Here is a 19,322-nt window from a genome sequence, read left to right on the forward strand (position 1 = left end):
CCCTCCCGTTCGACTTCCCCGAACGCTAGTGCATGTTGACGTTGCCATGCTACGGTGGCGTCGTTCGATGTTGACGTCAACATCAACGTCCTCCGGATCGGTGCCAGCGCAGGCAGGGCTCGTCCCGAACGCACCTGCGGGTGCGGGGTCCGGAACACGAACGCAGCAGACAAGGGAGTCACATGAGCACGCTCGCAGCGCGTCCGGCCGAGGCGGCACCGCCGGCGCGGCCGACCGCTCGCCGTCCGAAGCCCCGGGGGCGGTACACCGGCTGGCTGTTCGTCGGTCCCTTCGTCGTCGTCCTCGTGGCGATGCTCATCGTGCCGATCGGCTACGCACTCTGGCTCAGCCTGTTCCGCGACCAGCTCATCGGTGGCAACCAGTTCGTCTGGTTCGCCAACTACGTCCAGCTGTTCCAGGACGCCGCGTTCTGGGAGGGCCTCGGCCGCGTCGCGCTGTTCCTCGTGGTGCAGGTGCCGATCATGCTCGGCCTCGCCCTCGTCGCCGCCCTCGCGCTCGACAGCGCCCGACTCTGGGGCACCGGGTTCTTCCGCATCGCGGTGTTCCTGCCCTACGCGGTCCCCGGCGTGGTCGCCGCGCTCATCTGGGGCTTCATCTACGGCAACCAGTTCGGCCTGACCGGAGCCGCGAACGACGCGCTCGGCATCGACCTGCTCCAGCCGTTCAGCCCGACCTGGGTGCTCACCTCCATCGGCAACGTCGTCACGTGGGAGTTCCTCGGCTACAACATGCTGATCTTCTACGCGGCCCTCCGCGTCGTGCCGGGCGAGCTCTACGAGGCCGCCGAGCTCGACGGCGCCGGCCCGCTGCGCACCGTCTTCTCGATCAAGCTGCCCGCCCTCCGCGGCCCGATGGTGATCGCCACGATCTTCTCGATCATCGGCAGCTTCCAGCTCTTCAACGAGCCGAACCTGCTGAAGACCCTCGCCCCGAACGTCATCGGCAGCGCCTTCACCCCGAACATGTACGCCTACTCGCTGTCCTTCAGCGGCCAGCAGTTCAACTACTCCGCCACGGTCGCCATCGTCATGGGTGTCATCACCGCCGTGATCGCCTACGTCGTCCAGGTCCGCGGAACCCGCCAGGAGAACCGATGAGCACCCTGCAGCAGCCCGCCGCCGGCGCGACCACCCCGGCCACGGTCACCGAGGCGACCACGACCCAGCGCGACCCGCGCGACGGGGCGACACGCGCCTCCCGGCTGGGCCGATCGCGCAACCGCCGGCCCGTCGACGGACGCAAGGTCAAGCGCTCCGGTCTGCTGACCGCGGTGATGGTCGTCTTCGTCGTCTACTCGTTCGCGCCGCTGTTCTACCTGCTGGTGAACAGCACGAAGACCCAGGCGTCGCTCCTGTCGACGTTCGGCCTCTGGTTCGGCGGCGACTTCAACCTCTGGCAGAACATCGTCGACACCGTCACGTACAACGACGGCATCTTCGTGCAGTGGCTCGGCAACACGCTGCTGTACGTGGTCGTCGGCGCCGGCGGTGCGACGCTGCTCGCCACCGTGGCGGGCTACGGCATGGCGAAGTTCCAGTTCCCCGGCCGACGCGCGGTGTTCGCCGTCGTCCTCGGCGCGATCGCGGTCCCCGGCACCGCCCTCGCCGTCCCGACGTTCCTGCTCTTCTCGCAGGTCGGCCTGACGAACACCCCGTGGGCGATCATCCTGCCGTCGCTCATCAGCCCCTTCGGCATGTACCTCATCTGGACCTACGCGATCGACGCGATCCCGACCGAGCTCATCGAGGCCGCCCGCATGGACGGCGCCGGCGAGTTCCGGATCTTCTTCACCATCGCGCTGAAGCTCCTCACCCCCGGCGTCGTGACGGTCCTGCTCTTCGCGGTCGTCGCCACCTGGAACAACTACTTCCTGCCGCTCATCATGCTGAGCGACCCGAAGTGGTACCCCCTGACGGTCGGCCTCAACCAGTGGAACGCGCAGGCCACCGGCTCCGGCGCGCAGCCGATCTACAACCTCGTCGTCACCGGATCGCTCCTCACGATCATCCCGATCGTGGTCGCGTTCCTCTTCCTCCAGCGCTTCTGGCAGTCCGGCCTCGCGGCCGGTTCCGTCAAGGCCTGAACCGACGGACGGGAGGCACGCAGGCCGTCCGCCACGCGCCTCCCGACCGACACGCAGCAGCACCACCGCACGTCCCGAATCACGAAGAAGTGGAAGGCAACCCCATGAACAAGCGTCTCCGGCGCGGGCTGAGCGCCCTCGCCATCGGCGTCACCGCCGCCATCGCCATGACGGCCTGCGCCTCCGGCAGCTCCGCCGGCGGCTCGTCGGACGACATCGAGAAGGCCCTGGAGGAGGGCGGCACGCTGACCTACTGGTCCTGGACCCCGTCGGCGAAGGACCAGGTCGCCGCGTTCGAGGAGCAGTACCCGAAGGTCAGGGTCAAGCTCGTCAACGCCGGCACCGGTGCCGACCAGTACACGAAGCTGCAGAACACGATCAAGGCCGGCTCGGGCGCACCCGACGTCGCCCAGGTCGAGTACTACGCCCTCCCGCAGTTCGCCCTGTCGGACTCGCTCGTCGACCTGTCGTCGTACGGCTTCGACGACCTCGAGAGCAAGTTCTCGGCGGGCACCTGGAGCAACGTCTCGATGGACGGCAAGGTCTACGGGCTCCCGCAGGACTCGGGCCCCATGGCGCTGTTCTACAACAAGAAGGTCTTCGACGAGTACGGCATCGAGGTGCCGGCGACGTGGGACGAGTACGTCGCCGCGGCGAAGAAGCTGCACGAGGCCGACCCGTCGAAGTACATCGCCGCGGACTCCGGCGACGCCGGCTTCACCACGAGCATGATCGCTCAGGCCGGCGGCACCCCCTTCACGACGGACGGCGACAAGGTCACGATCGACCTCGCCGACGAGGGCACGAAGAAGTGGACCGAGACCTGGGACCAGCTCGTCGAGCAGGGCCTGCTGGCGAAGACCACCGGCTGGACCGACGACTGGTACAAGCAGCTCGGCAACGGTCAGATCGCCACGATGGTGACGGGTGCCTGGATGCCCGGCAACCTGATGGCGAGCGTGCCGGACGCCGCGGGTGACTGGCGCGTCGCTCCGATGCCGACCTACGACGGCGGTCAGGCACAGACCGCCAGCAACGGCGGCAGCGCCGAGGCGGTTATGCAGCAGACGAAGAACCCGGCCCTCGCCGCCGGCTTCCTCAAGTGGCTCAACTCGTCGGAGGAGTCGACCAAGGTCTTCATGGAGTCCGGCGGCTTCCCGTCGACCACCGCGGACCTCGAGTCCAGCGCCTTCCTGCAGGAGAAGCCGGACTACTTCGGCGGCCAGGAGATCAACAAGGTGCTCGTCGACGCCTCGAAGACGTCCGCCAACGACTTCACCTACCTGCCGTACCAGGTGTACGCGAACAGCGTCTACGCCGACACCGTCGGGCAGTCCTACCAGAACGGCACCTCGCTCGAGAGCGGTCTCGAAGCGTGGCAGAAGGCCCTCGTCAAGTACGGCAAGGACCAGGGCTTCACGGTCGAGAGCAAGTAACACCCGCGTTCCCCACACCCCGGGGCCGTGCGGACGCGACGTCCGCACGGCCCCGTCGTACGAGAGAGACACACCATGCGCTTCGCCATCGGCGACACCGACTTCCTGCTCGACGGCGAGCCGCACCGGATCCTGTCCGGCGCGATCCACTACTTCCGCGTCCACCCGGACCTCTGGCAGGACCGGATCCGCAAGGCCAGGCTGATGGGCCTCAACACCATCGAGACCTACGTCGCGTGGAACGCGCACGCGCCCCGGCCCGGCGTCTTCGACCTGACCGGCGGCCTCGACCTCGGCAGGTTCCTCGACCTCGTCGCTGAGGAGGGCATGCACGCCATCGTCCGCCCCGGCCCCTACATCTGTGCCGAGTGGACCAACGGCGGCCTGCCGTACTGGCTCTTCGCCGACGGGACCGTCGGGGTCCGGCGGAACGAGCCGGGCTTCCTCGCGGCCGTGCGGGAGTACCTCGAGCAGCTCGCGCCGGTCCTCGTGCCGCGGCAGATCGACCAGGGCGGCCCGATCATGCTCGTGCAGGTCGAGAACGAGTACGGCGCGTACGGGTCGGACGCGTCGTACCTGCGCGCGCTCGAGGAGATGCACCGGGACATCGGGCTGACCGTGCCCTTCACGAGCGTGGACCAGCCGATGGGCACCATGCTCGAGGACGGATCGCTGCCGTCCCTGCACAGGACCGGCTCGTTCGGCTCCCGGTCCACGGAGCGCCTGGCCCGGCTCCGCCAGGCGCAGCCGACCGGTCCGCTCATGTGCTCGGAGTTCTGGGACGGCTGGTTCGACAGCTGGGGCGAGCACCACCACACCACGCCGGCCTCGGAATCGGCGTCGGACCTCGACGACCTGCTCGCCGCCGGCGGCTCCGTGAACATCTACATGTTCCACGGGGGCACGAACTTCGGCTTCACGAACGGCGCGAACGACAAGGGCGTGTACCGGCCGATCGCGACGTCGTACGACTACGACGCCCCACTCGACGAGGCCGGTCGGCCCACCGAGAAGTTCCACGCGTTCCGGTCGGTCATCGAGCGCTACGCGCCCGTCCCGCCGCTGCCGGCGTCGATGCAGCCCGGTGGGTCGGGCGTGCTGTCCGTCGCGTCCGGCGCCGGACCGGAGGCTCGTCCCACGCCCGCCGCGGACGTCGACGTCCGCCTCGACCGAGTCGCACCCCTGCGCGCACTGCTGCCGGCGCTCACCGACTGGTCGACGCACGACGAGCCGCCGACCCTCGACGCGCTCGGCGCCGCCAGCGGCTTCGTGCTCTACCGGACCGAGGTCGACCTGCCGTCGGGCGGCGTCCTCACGATCGGCACCGAGGTCCGCGACCGGGCCGTCGTCTCGGTCGACGGGGTCGTCGTCGGGGTCCTGGAGCGTGAGCACCACGACCGGGCGATCGCGCTCCCGCCGGTCACCGGCACGCTGGAGCTCCTCGTCGAGGACCAGGGGCGCGTCGACTACGGGCCACGCATCGGCGAGCCGAAGGGCCTGATCGGCACGGTCGCCGTCGACGGCGTGCCGCTCGCCCGGTGGACCGCATCGCCCCTCGCGCTCGACCCGATCGCGCCCGCGGTCCTGGACGTCCTCGCGGCGCTCGAGCCGACCGAGGGCGACGTGCTCGCCGGGCCGGTCGTCGCCGCGGGGTCGTTCGACCTGACGTCCACCGAGGACCGGTACCTGTCGCTCGACGGCTTCCGCAAGGGCGTCGCGTGGGTGAACGGGTTCTGCCTCGGGCGGTACTGGTCGCGGGGCCCGCAGCAGACCCTGGCCGTGCCGGGGCCGGTGCTCCGTTCCGGTCGGAACGAGGTCGTGGTGTTCGAGCTGCACGCCTCGGCGTCCCGCACGGTGTGCATGCTCCTCGAGCCGGAACTCGGCCACACCGAGGCCTGACGCCCGCCTGCCCCTCGCGGGTGCCTGGCGCTTCCGGGCGTCCCTGGCGGGATCGGGCGTACCTGGTGAGAACGGGCGTACCTGGTCGGGACTTCCGACCAGGTACGCCCGTTCTCGCTTTCCATCGCAGATGTCCTGGGAAGGATCAGACGGCGCGGGCGTCGGCCCAGGCGCGGATCAGCAGGAGCCCCTCGCGTCGCCAGCGCCAGAGCGGGGCGAACTTCGTGCCGTCGTCCTCCCACACCTGGGTCAGGAGCCAGACCTGCCGACGGTGCTCGACGCCCCGTTCGTCCCGCCACTCGACGAAGGCGTCGTCGAGCACCGCCGTGATCTGCCGCCGCGGCGCGCTCCACGACAGCAGGAACCCGCGGTAGCGGAACGTCTCGTCGGACAGGGACACGCCGACACGGCGCGCGCGGACGGTGATCCACGTCCCCGGGACGACGAGGGCCGATCCGAGGACGACCACGAAGCCCGACGCGGCGGTCCCCGGGTCGAACGCCACCGCGGCGACGACCGCGCCGGTCGCGATCGTCAGTGGACCGAGCACGACGACGGTGAGGATGCGCTCCCACCGGGGCGCGCGGATGAGCGTCACTGCGCCCCGTCGAGGGCGTCGAGGTCGACCAGGGCACGCTCGGCGTCGGCGATCCGGTCGGCCTCGGGGCGGGTCCACCACTCGGGGCCGCGCTCGCCGAGCCCGTGCTTCGCCAGGCCGTTCCGGCGTCGGGCGGCGGCGAGGGCCTCCTCGTCACCGGCACGCTTCGCCCGCTGCACGGCGTTGCGCCCGCGGCCGAGGTGTGACCGGAGCGCGGCGGCCAGGTGCTCGGGCAGCGCGGGGTCGGTGCGGCGCCACCGGCGGCCGTCGACGACGAAGAAGTGGTCGTCGGGTTCGGCGGGCATGCTCCCGAGTCTGCACCGTCGGTGGTCGGCGGTAGACAGGTGACGATGACGGAACCACGCGTGCGACCCATGCTCGACGTCAGGCGGATCTACGCCGAGGACGCCGCCCTCGAGCTCCCGCGTGGGCAGGAGGTGGTCGGGCGCTGGCCCGACGCCGAGATCGTCCCCGTCGCCTCGCACTGGAACATCCCCGAGGTGCACGGCGACGAGCGCAACGTGCAGCGCTGGGTCCGGATCAAGACCGAGGCGCTCGTGCTCGGCGTGAAGAAGTCGCTCGTCACCCGGCCGAACGGCCGCTCGGCCGACTTCATCGCCCCGTCGACCGCGAACGGGTGCGCGATGGCGTGCGCGTACTGCTACGTCCCGCGCCGCAAGGGGTACTCGAACCCGGTCACGGTCTTCGCGAACATCGAGCAGATCACGAAGCACGTCGCGCGCAACATCGCGAAGCAGGGCCCGAAGACCGAGCCGAACCAGTGCGACCCGGAGGCGTGGGTCTACGACATCGGCGAGAACAGCGACTGCTCGGTCGACGCGATGATCAGCGACAACGTGCGCGACCTCTGTGACCTCTTCCGGATGACGCCGACCGCCAAGGCGTCGTTCGCGACGAAGTACGTCAACCGCGACCTGCTGGACTGGGACCCGATGGGGCGGACACGCATCCGCTTCTCGCTCATGCCGCACGAGACCGCGAAGGTCACCGACATCCGCACGAGCCCGGTCGCGGAGCGCATCGCCGCGGTCAACGACTTCGTCGACGCCGGGTACGAGGTCCACCTCAACTTCTCGCCCGTCATCCTCACGCCGACGTGGGAGGCCGACTGGGCCGAGCTGCTGCGCCAGGTCGACGACGTGCTCTCGCCGGCGGCGAAGGCCCAGCTCGCGGCCGAGGTCATCTTCCTCACGCACAACCAGCCCCTGCACGAGGTCAACCTCGGTTGGCACCCGAAGGCCGAGGACCTCCTCTGGCGCCCGGAGCTGCAGGAGCAGAAGGTGTCGCAGAACGGTGCGGTCAACGTCCGCTACCGGTCGGGCATGAAGGGGCAGCTCGTCGAGCGGTTCCGCGAGCTGGTGGCCGAGCACCTGCCGTCCTGCCGCATCCGCTACGCGTTCTGACGCTCCGTACCCGGGTCCTTCCCCCAGGAGTCCAGCGAGGGGATGAGCCGCTCGGCGCGGTAGCGGTCGAACAGGTCCGTGAAGGCCCGCTCGGTGCGGCGGAACGCGGTGAAGCCCGCCTCGCGGCTCTTGCCCATGTCGGTGACGACCTCCATCGCCCGGCCGAGGTCGGCGTCGGTGTGCCACCACGACGCCAGGCGAGCGATGTCCGGTTCGACGAGTCCGTGCCGCTCCGCGATGCCGGCCCACGACGCCTCGTGCGGAGCCATCTGCTCCTCGAGCGGCCGGGGGCGGTCCCGGTACCCGACGACCCGCGACGGGTCGACCCCGAGGTGCGCGGCGAGCCGGGGCCACATCCACCGCCACCGGAACACGTCGCCGTTCACGACGTTGAACGCTTCGTCCGCGCCCGCGGGGCTGGTGGCCGCCCACACCATGTGCTCGGCGAGGACGCCGGCGTCGGTCATGTCCGTCAGCCCGTTCCACTGCGCCTCGCTGCCCGGGAAGACGAAGTCCAGGCCGAGCTCCCTCGCGAGCGTGGCCTGCACGGCGATGGTGAGTCCCATGTTCATCGCGTTGCCGACCGCGTACCCGATGACCGTGTGCGAGCGGTGCACCGACCACGTGAAGCCCTGGCGCTCGGCGGCGGCGAAGAGCTCGTCCTCCTGCGCGTAGTAGAAGTTCGGGGTGTCCAGGCGCGGCTCCTCCTCGTGGAAGGGCGTGTCGGGCATCTCGCCCGCGGCGTACGCCTCGAACGGGCCGAGGTAGTGCTTCAGCCCGGTCACGAGCGCGACGTGGGCGAGCGGCGCGTGGGTCAGGGCGGCGAGCAGGTCGCGGACCATCCCGCCGTTCACGCGGATGTTCTCGGCCTCGGTGTCCTGTCGCTGCCAGGCGGTGAAGAACACGTGCGTGGGCCGTTCGCCCGCAAGCGCCGCGGCGAGCGAGTCCGGGTCGCGGAGGTCCGCGGCGACGGTGCGGACGCCGTCCCGGGCGACCGGGCGGCGGGACAGCGCGGTGACGTCCCAACCGAGGTCGAGCAGGTGGTCGACGAGCGCGGATCCCGTGATGCCGCTGGCGCCCACGACGAGGGCCTCAGGACGGGGACGGGTGGAGTCGGTGGTGATCGTCATCGTCGGGGTGCAACGCGGCACGACGACAGGTGTTCCCTACCGAGGGCGCCGGATGCGGATCGGGCCCTTCGCGGTCGACGGGTCGACGACGGAACCGCCCTGGGTGATCTCCACCTCGCCGCGGGCGACCATGCGACGAGCAGCGCGCCGAGCCGGTTCCATGAGCGGGCGCCAGTCGTCCGGTTCGAGGCTCCTGGCGACCTCCGACGGACAGATGCTCGACGTCCGCGCCCGCGCGGCGAGCAGCTCGTCGATCCGCTGTTCGAGCGCACGGTCGGTGTCGTCGACGCCGTGCTTCCGGCATGCGGCCGAGCACCACTTCGCGTCGGGGGAGGCCGATGACCGCATGCGCCGGCCGCACGACGCGCAGGTCCGATCGGCGTGTGCCGCCTCCGACGCCGAGGCGTCCGCTGCGGTCCTGATCGCTCGTCCCATGCCCTCCATCCTGGTCCCGCTGTCCGCTCCCGCGCACAGCCCAGGCACGGCTGGCAGCATCGGACCGGTGAACCACGACCCGAACAGCACCACCCGCCCGCCCGAGCCCGCCTGGGTCGAGCACGCGATGTGGTGGCACGTCTACCCGCTCGGCGCGGTCGGTGCCGACGTCCGGCCGACGGCGCCGGTCGACGAGCGCCCTGTGGAGCACCGGCTCGGACGCCTCGTGCCCTGGCTCGACCACGTGGTCGACCTCGGGCTCAACGGGCTGCTGCTCGGTCCGGTCTTCGCGAGTTCGACGCACGGCTACGACACCGTCGACCACTTCCGCGTCGATCCGCGCCTCGGCGACGAGTCCGACCTCGACGCGCTCGTCGCGGCCGCGCACGAACGCGGTGTGCGTGTGGTGCTCGACGGCGTCTTCAACCACGTGGGGCGGGAACACCCGGCGTTCCGCCTGCTCGAGGAACAGGGCCCGGACGCCCCGACCGCCGAGCTGTTCGCCCTCGACCGGTCGGGCTGGCAGCAGGGGGACCCCGTGCCGGTCGGGAACTTCGAGGGGCACGACATGCTCGTCGCCCTCGACCACGGGGGCCGAGCCGCCGAGGACCTGGTGGTCGAGGTCATGACCTACTGGCTCGAGCGTGGTGTGGACGGGTGGCGGCTCGACGCGGCCTACGCGGTGCCGCCGGCGTTCTGGGCGCGGGTGCTGCCACGGGTGCGGGAGCGCTTCCCGGACGCCTGGTTCAGCGGCGAGGTCATCCACGGCGACGCGGCCGCGATCATCGAGTCGTCGACGATGGACTCGACGACGCAGTACGAGTTGTGGCAGGCGGTCTGGCACGGCATCGCGGACCGCAACTGCTTCGAGCTGGCGCACGCGGTCGAGCGCCACGACGTGTTGCTGGAGACCTTCGTCCCGACGACGTTCGTCGGCAACCACGACGTCACCCGGATCGCGAGCGCGGTGGGGGAGCGGTTCGCCGGACACGCGGCCGCCGTGCTGTTCACCGTGGCCGGGACGCCCGTGGTCTACGCCGGCGACGAGTACGGCTGGACCGGGGTGAAGGAGGAGCGCGAGGGCGGCGACGACGCCGTCCGCCCGGAGCTCCCCGCGTCGCTCCCGGAACCGACGGAGCTGACCCACGCGGTCGAGGCGCTCGTCGCCCTGCGTCGTCGGAACCCCTGGCTGCACCGCGCCCACACCGATGTCGTGCACCTGACGAACACCGCGGTCGTGCTGCGGACGGCGACGGCGGACGCGGCGGTGGTGACCGCCCTGAACCTGGCGGACGACCCGGTGCAGGTACCCGCAGCCGACGCGACGCGTGTGGAAGCGGGCGGGGGCGAGCTGCGGGACGGGACCGTGCGCCTCCCGGCCGCCGGATGGGCCGTCCTGTCGGCCTGACCCGGTCCCGGGACCCGGCCCGCACGCGACGAGACCCGGGCTGGGCGACATCACCCGCGCGGCGGACCGCGAGATGTGTCGTCCAGCCCGGGTCTCGGGGCCGGGAGGCGAGCGCTACTTGCGCGCGGACGCCGCCCGGCGCTTGTTGAACACGTCGAACGCGACGGCGGCGAGCAGCACCAGGCCCTTGATGAGGGACTGGAACTCGGTGCCGACACCGAGGATCGACATGCCGTTGTTCAGGATGCCGATGATGAGACCACCGACGATGGCGCCCGGGACGGTGCCGATGCCGCCGGTGACCGCAGCGCCACCGATGAACACGGCCGCGATCGCGTCGAGCTCGAAGCCGTTGCCGGCGCTCGGCGAGGCGAGGTTGAGCTGACCGGTGAACACCACGCCGGCCAGGGCCGAGATGACGCCCATGTTCACGAAGAGCAGGAACGTCACGCGCTTCGTCTTCACGCCGGACAGCTGCGCGGCGAGGGCGTTGCCGCCGATCGCGTAGATGTGCCGCCCGAAGACCGCGCTCCGCATGACCACCGAGTACACCACGACGAGCAGACCGAGGATGACGAGCACGATCGGGGTGCCGTTGTAGCTGGCGAGCAGCATCGCGACGTAGATGACGAGCGCGACGCCGAAGGCGAGCTTGACGATGAACCAGGCGAACGGCTCGCTCTCGAGCTGGTACTTCCGCCGGGTCGCACGCCCGCGGAAGGCCACGACCACCATGATCGCCGCCGCGGCGATGCCGAGGATCATCGTGAGCGGCTCGTAGCCCGAGGTGCCGAAGGAGGGCAGGAAGCCGGAGCCGAGCGAGCGGAAGCCGTCCGGGAAGGGCGAGATCTGCTGGTTCTGCAGGGCGATCTGGGCGGCACCGCGGAAGGCGAGCATGCCGGCCAGCGTCACGATGAACGCCGGGATCCCGAAGTAGGCGATCCAGAAGCCCTGCCAGGCACCCACCAGGGCGCCGATGACCAGGCACAGGACGACGGCGACGGGCCAGGGGAGGCCCCACTGCGTGATCATGACGCCCGCCATCGCGCCGGTGAAGGCGACGACCGAACCGACCGACAGGTCGATGTGACCGGCGATGATGACCATCACCATGCCGATGGCGAGGATGAGGATGTAGCTGTTCTGGACGATCAGGTTGGTGACGTTGATCGGGGCCAGCGTGATGCCGCTCGTCGTCACCTGGAAGAAGATGACGATGACGATCAGCGCGATGAACAGGCCGATCTGTCGGAGCTGCCCGGTGAGGTAGCTGGCGGCGGACTTAAGCGCGTTCATTGACAGGGGTCTCCCGTTCCTGGGTCATGTACTGCATGAGGACCTCGGGCGTGGCCTCGGAGCGGGGCACGTCGGCGGTGATCGTGCCCTCGGAGAGCGTGTAGATGCGGTCGCAGATGCCGAGCAGCTCGGGCAGCTCGGAGGAGATCACGATGACCCCCTTGCCCTGGTCCGCCAGGCTGTTGATGATCGTGTAGATCTCGTACTTCGCGCCGACGTCGATGCCGCGGGTGGGCTCGTCGAGGATGAGCACGTCGGGGTCGGCGTACATCCACTTCGACAGGACGACCTTCTGCTGGTTGCCGCCGGAGAGCTTGCCCGTGATGGCGTTGACCGTCGGGGCCTTGATGTTCATGTTCTTGAGGAACTGACCGGCGATCGTCGTCTCCTGCGAGCCGTTCACGAAGCCCCAGTTGGCGAGCTTCCCGAGCGCCGACCCGGAGATGTTCCGCTTGATGTCGTCGATGAGGTTGAGGCCGTACCGCTTGCGGTCCTCGGTCGCGTACGCGATGCCGTTGTCGATCGCCGCGGTGACGGTGTTGGTCCTGATCGGGACGCCACGCTTGTAGACGGTGCCGGAGATGCCCATGCCGTAGGAGTGTCCGAAGACGCTCATCGCGAGCTCGGTGCGTCCGGCGCCCATGAGGCCCGCGATGCCGACGATCTCGCCCGCGCGGACGGTCAGGTTGGCCTGGTGGATGATCTCGCGGCCGGCGTCGAGCGGGTGGTGGACGGTCCAGTCCTCGATGCGCAGGAGCTCCTCGCCGATCGTCGGCTCGTGCTCCGGGTAGCGGTTCGACAGGTCGCGACCGACCATGCCGCGGATGATGCGGTCCTCGGAGACGTCGTCAGCGTGCATGTCGAGCGTCTCGATGGTCTTGCCGTCGCGGATGATCGTGACCTTGTCCGCGATCGCCTTGATCTCGTTGAGCTTGTGGCTGATGATGATCGCCGTCATGCCCTCGGCCTGCAGCGACCGGATCAGTTCGAGCAGGTGCGCGGAGTCGTCGTCGTTCAGTGCCGCGGTCGGCTCGTCGAGGATGAGGAGCTTGACCTCCTTCGAGAGCGCCTTCGCGATCTCGACCAGCTGCTGCTTGCCGACGCCGATGTCCACGATCTTCGTGACCGGGTTGTCCTTGAGCCCAACCCGCTTGAGCAGCGCCGCGGCCTCGAGGTTCGTCTTGTTCCAGTCGATGAGCCCACCGGTGGCACGCTCGTTGCCGAGGAAGATGTTCTCGGCGATCGACAGGAACGGGCTGAGGGCGAGCTCCTGGTGGATGATCACCACGCCCGCCGCTTCCGAGTCGTTGATGTCGTCGAACTTCACCGGCTTGCCGTCGAGCAGGATCTCGCCGTCGAAGGAGCCGTGCGGGTACACGCCCGACAGCACCTTCATCAGGGTGGACTTGCCCGCGCCGTTCTCGCCGCAGATCGCGTGGACCTGCCCACGCTCGACCTCGATGGAGACGCCCTGCAGGGCCTTCACACCGGGGAAGGTCTTGGTGATGTCCCGCATCTCGAGGATGGTGTCCGCCATCTGGGACCGCCTTTCCGTCGTCCGCGCGTGTGCGCGGGTGCAGACGGACCGGAGGCGCGGTGCGGGGTGCACCGCGCCTCCCGTCCTGTGGGTGGTTGCGACCGAGTCGCTCCTGCGGCCGACGTGCGTCGGCCGCAGGTGGGGTCGTTACTTGAGGTCGGCCTCGGTGTAGTAGCCCGAGTCGATGAGGACCTTCTCGTAGTTGTCCTTCGTCACGACGGTCGGCTGGAACAGGTAGGTCGGGACGACCTTGACCTTGTTGTCGTAGGTCTTCGTGTCGTTGACCTCGGGCTCCTTGCCCGCGAGCAGGTCCTCAGCCATCTGCGCGGACTTCTCGGCCAGCTGGCGCGTGTCCTTGTAGATGGTGGAGTACTGCTGGTCGTTCACGATCGACTTGACCGACGCGGCCTCGGCGTCCTGCCCGGTGATCACCGGGAGCGGACGGTCGGACGAGCCGTAGCCCGCGCCCTGCAGAGCCGAGATGATGCCGATCGACATGCCGTCGTAGGGCGAGAGCACGCCGTCGAGCTTCGTGCCGCCGGAGTACGACTTGGCGACGAGGTTCTGCATGCGGGCCTTGGCGGTCGCCGGGTCCCACTGCTGCGTGGCGGCCTGCGTGAAGCCGTCCTGGCCGGAGCCGATCGTCAGCGTGCCGTCCTCGATGTACGGCTTGAGGGTCTTCATCGCGCCGTTGAAGAAGAACGTGGCGTTGTTGTCGTCGGGCGAGCCGGCGAACACCTCGATGTTGAACGGACCCTTCTCGTCGGTCTCCTCGCCGTTCTCGTCGAGGACGCCGAGCCCGGTGAGCAGGGAGTTCGCCTGGTCGACGCCGACCTTCTCGTTGTCGAACGACACGTAGTAGTCGACGTTCTCGTTCCCGGTGAGCAGACGGTCGTACGAGATCACCTTGATGCCGGCCTTGGCGGCGGCGTCGAGCTGGTCGGAGAGCGAGCCGCCGTCGATCGACGCGACGATGAGGACCTTCGCGCCCTTCGTGATCATGTTGCTGACCTGCTGGACCTGCTGCGGGATCTTGTTGTCCGCGTACTCGAGGTCGACCTTGTAACCGGCCTCCTCGAGGTCGCTCTTGACGGCGTCGCCGTCCTTGATCCACCGCTCGGAGACCTTGGTCGGCATGGCCACGCCGACCAGGGCGCCCTTGTTCGCGTCGCCGCCGTCGCCGCCGCCCTCGGTGGACGCACGGCCACCGGCCGAGCACGCTGCCAGGGAGAACGCGATGCCGAGGGCCGCGACCCCCGCGATGATCCTGCGCTTCATCATCGAAGTACCTCTGTTCCTCTCGCGTCGTCCTCGACGCGCTCGGGTGCTGGGGCTGCTGTGCCCCGTGGGATGTGCTCGTGTGAGCGCTCACATACTGAGGGTTCCGTACCGGGGTGTCAACTCGTCGTGACCGTTTCGGGATCTTCCCTCGCCGACCCGCCCGGACGGTACGCTCGGCGACGTGACGACCACGACCGCGCTCGGAGACACCGGCGGCAGACGCCGGAAGGCCCCGACGATCTTCGACGTCGCCGAGCGCGCCGGGGTCTCCCACCAGACCGTCTCCCGCGTGATCAACGGCGACCCGACCGTGCGCGAGGCCTACCGCTCGCAGGTCGTCGACGCCGTGGCGGAGCTCGGGTACCGCCCCCGTGCCGCCGCCCGGGCGCTCGCCGGAGGACGCAGCCGCGCGCTCGGCATCATCACCGCGGGCGACGCGCTCTACGGACCGTCGAGCACCGCGGTCGGGTTCGAACGGGCAGCGCGCTCCGCGGGGTACCACGTGCTGCTCTCGACGCTGCCGGACGACCCGCGCCCGGTCGACCTGTCCGGCGCGCTCACGACGCTGCTCGCGCAGGACGTCGCAGCCATCGTCCTGGTCGCCGCGGACAACCGGGTGCTCGACGCACTGGCGTCGCTGACCATCCCGGTCACCGTGCCGGTCGTCGTCGCGAACGCGGTCCAGCGCGACGCCGCTCGGACGCCGTCTGCTCGGACCGTCGCGGCCGTCGCCATCGACCAGGCAGCCGGCACGACGCTCGTCATGGACCACCTGTTCGCGCGCGGGCACCGCCGGATCGTGCACATCGCGGGGCCGGCGGTGTCGCAGGAGTCCGAGGTCCGCCGCGAGACGTACGCGCGGACGATGCGCGAGGCTGGGCTCGACCCCGTGGTGCTCGACGGCGACTGGACCCCGGCGAGCGGGTTCGCGGCGGCCCGGTCGATCGACGTGCACGCTGTCGACGCGGTCTTCGCCGGGAACGACCAGATGGCGCTCGGGGTGCTGCACGCCTTCGCGGAGGAGGGGTTGCGGGTGCCGGACGACATCGCGGTCGTCGGGTTCGACGACATCCCCGAGGCGGCGCACTTCACGCCGCCGCTCACCACCGTGCGGCAGGACTTCATGGCGATGGGGCAGCGGGTGCTCGAGGCCGTGCGCGCCCTGGTCGAGGGGGAGCCGCGCGACGAGACGCTGCTGCTGCCCGAGCTCGTGGTGCGCCGCTCGGCCTGAGGCAGGGCGCGGGTGGTGCCGGCCGCTCTGGTCGCCGGGCCGCCCGGTCGCCCTGGTCGCCCGGGCCGCCGGGGCGCACGGGTCGTTCTCGTCGCACGACGTGCCGCGTGCGGTCGCTCCGGGCGCACGACATGCCGTCCGTCCCGCGTACAGACGGCGTGTCGTGCGACCAGGGCGGTGCGTGCCGGCCGCCCGGGCCGCCGGGGCGCACGGGTCGTTCTCGTCGCACGACGTGCCGCGTGCGGTCGCTCCGGGCGCACGACATGCCGTCCGTCGCGGGTACGGACGGCGTGTCGTGCGACCAGGGCGGTGCAGATCTCAGCGCGCGAGCGGCAGCCAGACGCGCATCGGCGCGGGGCCGCGGTTGGCCCACGCGTAGTACGGCACGGCGGTCGCGGTGACGGTCTGCACGTGGTCGTCGCCGGACGGGAGGCCCGTGGCCACGTCTGCCGGACCGGTGGCGGTTGCCGGGCCTGGGGCGTCTGCCGGACCGGTGGCGGTTACCGGACCGGTGGTGTCGGTGACGCTGGTCGCGTCGGTGACGTGGGACGCGCCTCCCGGCCGGTGCAGTCGGCGGTACGGCCACGCTGCCTGCTCGTGCTGCGCCGGGGCGTACCCCTGCACGCGCAGGGTGACGACACCGTCGAGCAGGTCGTCGCGACGCTCCTCGGCGATCGGCGCATCCGGGTCGACGGTGAGGTCGTCGACGGTGAAGCCCTGCTGGTCGGCCTGCTCGACGGCGTACACGAGCGGGCCGCGCTCGATCGCGACCTGGCCTCGGGCGGCGTCGATGCGGGGGTCGGCGACGTACCGGTGCGCGGTCGTGTCGAAGGCCAGTTCGACGGTGTCGCCCGCGGCCCACTCCCGCTCGATGACGTGCAGCGTGCCGGGGGCGGGGCTCGCCTCACCGCCGGCACCGGTGACGGTCGTCGTGTCGGACCAGGCGGGGATGCGCAGGCCGAGGGCGAGCGGACCGTCCTGCGTGACCGTGACGATCACGTGCCCGTCGTGCGGGTAGCCGGTCTCGACGCGGACCGGGCCGAGGTCGGCGGTGGCGTACTGGTGGACCTGCAGTCCGCCGTCGGTCGCGGTCGCCAGGTACCCGTCCAGGCTCGCGAACGTCCGCATGATGTTCGGCGGGCAGCACGCGCAGTCGAACCAGCCTCGGCGGCCGTGGGCGGGGGACCGGTTCTCGTCGCGGTGCGCGCCGTCGCGGTGCTGCAGCGGGTTGACGTAGAAGTACTCCGTGCCCGCCAGGCTCACGCCCGCGAGGAACGCGTTGACCAGCAGGCGCTCGATCGCGTCCGCGTAGACGGGCTTGCCGGTCGCGAGCAGCAGCCGCCAGGCCCACTGGATGCCGCCGATCGCCGCGCAGGTCTCCGCGTAGCCGCGGTCGGTGGGGAGCTCGTACGGGTCGCCGAACGCCTCCCAGTCCCAGCGGGCGCCGAGGCCGCCGGTGATGAACGCCTTCGTGGCCGTCATGTCGGCGAACTGACGCTCGCTCGCGGCGAGGAGCTCGGCGTCGCCGGTCTCGATCGCCACGTCGACCGCACCCGCGGCGAGGTACACGGCGCGGACCGCGTGGCCCTCGACGGTCGTCGCCGCACGCACCGGCACGCGGTCGGAGAAGTACGTCGGCTCGCCGCCGGCGCGCTCGATGATGCCGTGCCCGCGGGCGTCGACGAACCAGTGCGCGAGGTCCAGGTACGCCCGGTTCCCCGTCTCGCGGTACAGCTCCACGAGCCCCATCTCGACGACGGGGTGGCCGTCGACGTCCTGGACGTGGTCGTCGCCGGGGCCGAAGGTGGCGACGAGGTGGTCGGCGTTCTTCGTGGCGACGTCGAGCAGGCCGGTGTCGCCCGTCGCCCGGTGCTGCGCGACCGCGGCCTGGTACAGGTGCCCGGCGCAGTACAGCTCGTGGCTCCACTTCAGGTTGACGTAGCGTTCGCCGTGCCCGCGCACCTGCTGCACGGAGTCGACGTAGCCGTCCGCCGCCTGGGCCCGGGCGTACAGGTCGGTGACCTCGCGCTGCAGGGTCAGCAGGTCGTCCGCCGGGGCACGGCCGTACTCCCACGCCACCGCCTCGAGCCACTTCGTGACGTCGGAGTCCATGAAGACCGGGCCGACGGCCTCGCCGGCCTCGTCGCCGGCGGCGATGCGCAGGTTCCGGAAGTTCCCGGCGTCCCGGAGCCGCTCGTACCCGCTGCGGACGGCGTCGCGCCCGTTGCGGTCCTGGCGCAGCGCCCAGAAGCCACCCGTGATCCGGGCGTCCCCGCTCGGCAGCGGCCGGAGAACGAGGTGCGCGTCGGCGGTCGGGAGGACCGGGGTCGCGGTGCGTGCGCCGCGGTCGGTCGCGGGCGTGGTGGTCATGTCGCCTCCTTGCGATGTGACCGACGGTGCGGTCTGACTGGCCGCCGTCCGTTCGGAAAGCGCTTTCTGTGGCAGACGCTACGACAGTGCACGTCCCCTGCACAAGCCCCGCGTTTGTATGCTCGAGTCGTCGCCCACTGCCGGAAAGGACGTTGCCGTGCCGCTCGACCGGAGCAGTCGCCCCGTGCGCATCACCGACGTCGCGGCACTCGCCGGGGTGTCCATCGGCACCGCCTCGAAGGCGCTCAACGACACGGGGCAGCTGCGTGACGAGACCCGCCTGCGGGTGAAGGCCGCCGCCGAGCAGCTCGGGTTCGTCGGCGACGCACGGGCGCGGGCGTTGTCGTCCGGCCGCACCTGGACCGTCGGCATGATCACGACCGACTCGTTCGGGCGCTTCACGATGCCGGTGCTGCTCGGTGCCGAGGACGCCCTGTCCGCCGGCGAGATGATGGTCCTGGTCTGCGACACCCGCGACGACCACGTGCGAGAGGCCCACTACCTGCGGTCACTCGTCGCCCGCGGCGTCGACGGCATCGTCGTCACCGGCCGGTCCGCCGACGCACGGCCGCCCATCGACGTGCCGGTGCCGGTCCCCGTCGTGTACGCGTTGACCCCGTCCACGGATCCGTCCGACGTGTCGATCACCCTCGACGACCCCGCGGGCGCTGCGGCCGCGGCATCGCACCTGCTCGGGCTCGGGCGCCGACGGGTCGCCGTGGTGACGGGCCCCGCGGATGCCCGCTCCGCGGTGGACCGGGCGCGCGGTGCCGCGGCGGTGCTCGGGGACCGGATGGTGTGTGGTCCGGTGCACGGGGAGTGGTCCGAGCGGTGGGGACGGCAGGCCGTCGACCTGCTCGACCGGGGTGCCGTCGCGGTGGACGCGGTCCTGTGCGGCAACGACCAGATCGCCCGCGGGGTGTGCGATCGGCTGCGTGAGAGCGGTCGGTCGGTCCCGGACGAGGTCGCGGTGACCGGGTACGACGACTGGGACGTGCTGGCGCTCGCGAGTCGGCCGCCGCTGACCACGGTCGACATGCGGCTCGACGAGCTCGGTCGCATCGCCGGGCGGGCCCTGCTCGAGCTCGTGGCCGGGAACCGTCCGGCATCGACCGCCGTGACCCCGTCGCTCGTCGTCCGCGAGAGCACGCTCGGCGCGTAGCCCTGGCGGCG

Annotated in this window: 16 protein-coding genes; 8 read left to right on the forward strand and 8 right to left on the reverse strand. The window is 70.7% G+C overall.

The genetic code is table 11. The features are described from left to right. Positions 1-182 precede the first annotated feature (182 nt). From DEJ23_RS05630 to DEJ23_RS05645, 4 genes are all read left to right on the forward strand, one after another. Positions 183-1,118, forward strand: a complete 936-nt coding sequence (locus DEJ23_RS05630) for a carbohydrate ABC transporter permease (RefSeq protein WP_111239257.1) — start codon at positions 183-185, stop codon at positions 1,116-1,118. Further along, entirely contained in the window at positions 1,115-2,104 is a 990-nt protein-coding gene (locus DEJ23_RS05635) for a carbohydrate ABC transporter permease (RefSeq protein ID WP_111239258.1), read from the forward strand. Before DEJ23_RS05630 ends, DEJ23_RS05635 begins: the two co-directional genes overlap by 4 nt. Positions 2,105-2,208: 104 nt before the next feature. Continuing rightward, on the forward strand, positions 2,209-3,540 hold the full coding sequence (locus tag DEJ23_RS05640) for a sugar ABC transporter substrate-binding protein (protein ID WP_111239259.1): 1,332 nt from the start codon (positions 2,209-2,211) through the stop codon (positions 3,538-3,540). A 75-nt stretch (positions 3,541-3,615) separates the two neighbouring features. Continuing rightward, positions 3,616-5,439 carry a beta-galactosidase family protein gene (locus DEJ23_RS05645; RefSeq protein ID WP_111239260.1) on the forward strand — a complete coding sequence of 608 codons (1,824 nt, stop codon included), beginning with the start codon at positions 3,616-3,618 and terminating at the stop codon, positions 5,437-5,439. A 145-nt stretch (positions 5,440-5,584) separates the two neighbouring features. Here DEJ23_RS05645 and DEJ23_RS05650 read toward each other — a convergent pair whose 3' ends face one another. Then, entirely contained in the window at positions 5,585-6,037 is a 453-nt protein-coding gene (locus DEJ23_RS05650) for a hypothetical protein (RefSeq protein WP_111239261.1), read from the reverse strand. Next, positions 6,034-6,342, reverse strand: coding sequence for a biopolymer transporter Tol (locus DEJ23_RS05655; protein ID WP_111239262.1), 309 nt, complete (start codon positions 6,340-6,342; stop codon positions 6,034-6,036). Before DEJ23_RS05655 ends, DEJ23_RS05650 begins: the two co-directional genes overlap by 4 nt. A gap of 45 nt (positions 6,343-6,387) precedes the next feature. Between DEJ23_RS05655 and DEJ23_RS05660 the strand changes: the two genes are divergently transcribed. Next, a complete protein-coding gene (locus DEJ23_RS05660; protein ID WP_111239324.1) occupies positions 6,388-7,461 on the forward strand; it encodes a spore photoproduct lyase family protein in 1,074 nt (357 codons plus the stop codon). Here DEJ23_RS05660 and DEJ23_RS05665 read toward each other — a convergent pair. Both DEJ23_RS05665 and DEJ23_RS05670 read right to left on the reverse strand, forming a co-directional pair. Beyond that, complete coding sequence (locus DEJ23_RS05665; RefSeq protein WP_111239263.1) at positions 7,449-8,591, reverse strand: SDR family oxidoreductase; 1,143 nt, start codon at positions 8,589-8,591, stop codon at positions 7,449-7,451. The two genes, DEJ23_RS05660 and DEJ23_RS05665, sit on opposite strands and share 13 nt — an antisense overlap. A gap of 36 nt (positions 8,592-8,627) precedes the next feature. After that, positions 8,628-9,026, reverse strand: coding sequence for a DUF3253 domain-containing protein (locus tag DEJ23_RS05670; protein ID WP_111239264.1), 399 nt, complete (start codon positions 9,024-9,026; stop codon positions 8,628-8,630). Positions 9,027-9,153: 127 nt separating this feature from the next. On the opposite strand from DEJ23_RS05670, the gene DEJ23_RS05675 reads away from it, so the two are divergent. Further along, the gene (locus DEJ23_RS05675) at positions 9,154-10,434 is read left to right on the forward strand and encodes an alpha-amylase family glycosyl hydrolase (protein WP_181429138.1); all 1,281 of its coding nucleotides are present in this window, start codon (positions 9,154-9,156) and stop codon (positions 10,432-10,434) included. Between the two features lie 114 nt (positions 10,435-10,548). On the opposite strand, the gene mmsB is transcribed toward DEJ23_RS05675, so the two are convergent. The 3 genes from mmsB to chvE all read right to left on the reverse strand — a co-directional run bounded on the left by mmsB (position 10,549) and on the right by chvE (position 14,548). Continuing rightward, the gene (gene mmsB / locus DEJ23_RS05680; protein WP_111239266.1) at positions 10,549-11,730 is read right to left on the reverse strand and encodes a multiple monosaccharide ABC transporter permease; all 1,182 of its coding nucleotides are present in this window, start codon (positions 11,728-11,730) and stop codon (positions 10,549-10,551) included. After that, positions 11,717-13,267, reverse strand: coding sequence for a multiple monosaccharide ABC transporter ATP-binding protein (mmsA, locus tag DEJ23_RS05685; RefSeq protein WP_111239267.1), 1,551 nt, complete (start codon positions 13,265-13,267; stop codon positions 11,717-11,719). Before mmsA ends, mmsB begins: the two co-directional genes overlap by 14 nt. A gap of 147 nt (positions 13,268-13,414) precedes the next feature. Beyond that, positions 13,415-14,548: a multiple monosaccharide ABC transporter substrate-binding protein gene (gene chvE, locus DEJ23_RS05690; protein WP_111239268.1), complete on the reverse strand. Its 1,134-nt coding sequence runs from the start codon at positions 14,546-14,548 to the stop codon at positions 13,415-13,417. A 181-nt stretch (positions 14,549-14,729) separates the two neighbouring features. Between chvE and DEJ23_RS05695 the strand changes: the two genes are divergently transcribed. After that, on the forward strand, positions 14,730-15,779 hold the full coding sequence (locus tag DEJ23_RS05695) for a substrate-binding domain-containing protein (protein WP_111239269.1): 1,050 nt from the start codon (positions 14,730-14,732) through the stop codon (positions 15,777-15,779). A 318-nt stretch (positions 15,780-16,097) separates the two neighbouring features. Here DEJ23_RS05695 and DEJ23_RS05700 read toward each other — a convergent pair whose 3' ends face one another. Then, a complete protein-coding gene (locus DEJ23_RS05700; protein WP_111239270.1) occupies positions 16,098-18,149 on the reverse strand; it encodes a glycoside hydrolase family 127 protein in 2,052 nt (683 codons plus the stop codon). 184 nt (positions 18,150-18,333) lie between these two features. Between DEJ23_RS05700 and DEJ23_RS05705 the strand changes: the two genes are divergently transcribed. Continuing rightward, positions 18,334-19,311, forward strand: a complete 978-nt coding sequence (locus tag DEJ23_RS05705) for a LacI family DNA-binding transcriptional regulator (protein WP_258375274.1) — start codon at positions 18,334-18,336, stop codon at positions 19,309-19,311. Positions 19,312-19,322: the final 11 nt, after the last annotated feature.

Source organism: Curtobacterium sp. MCSS17_008 (genome assembly GCF_003234185.1).
In the GTDB taxonomy this organism is placed as follows: Bacteria; Actinomycetota; Actinomycetes; order Actinomycetales; family Microbacteriaceae; genus Curtobacterium.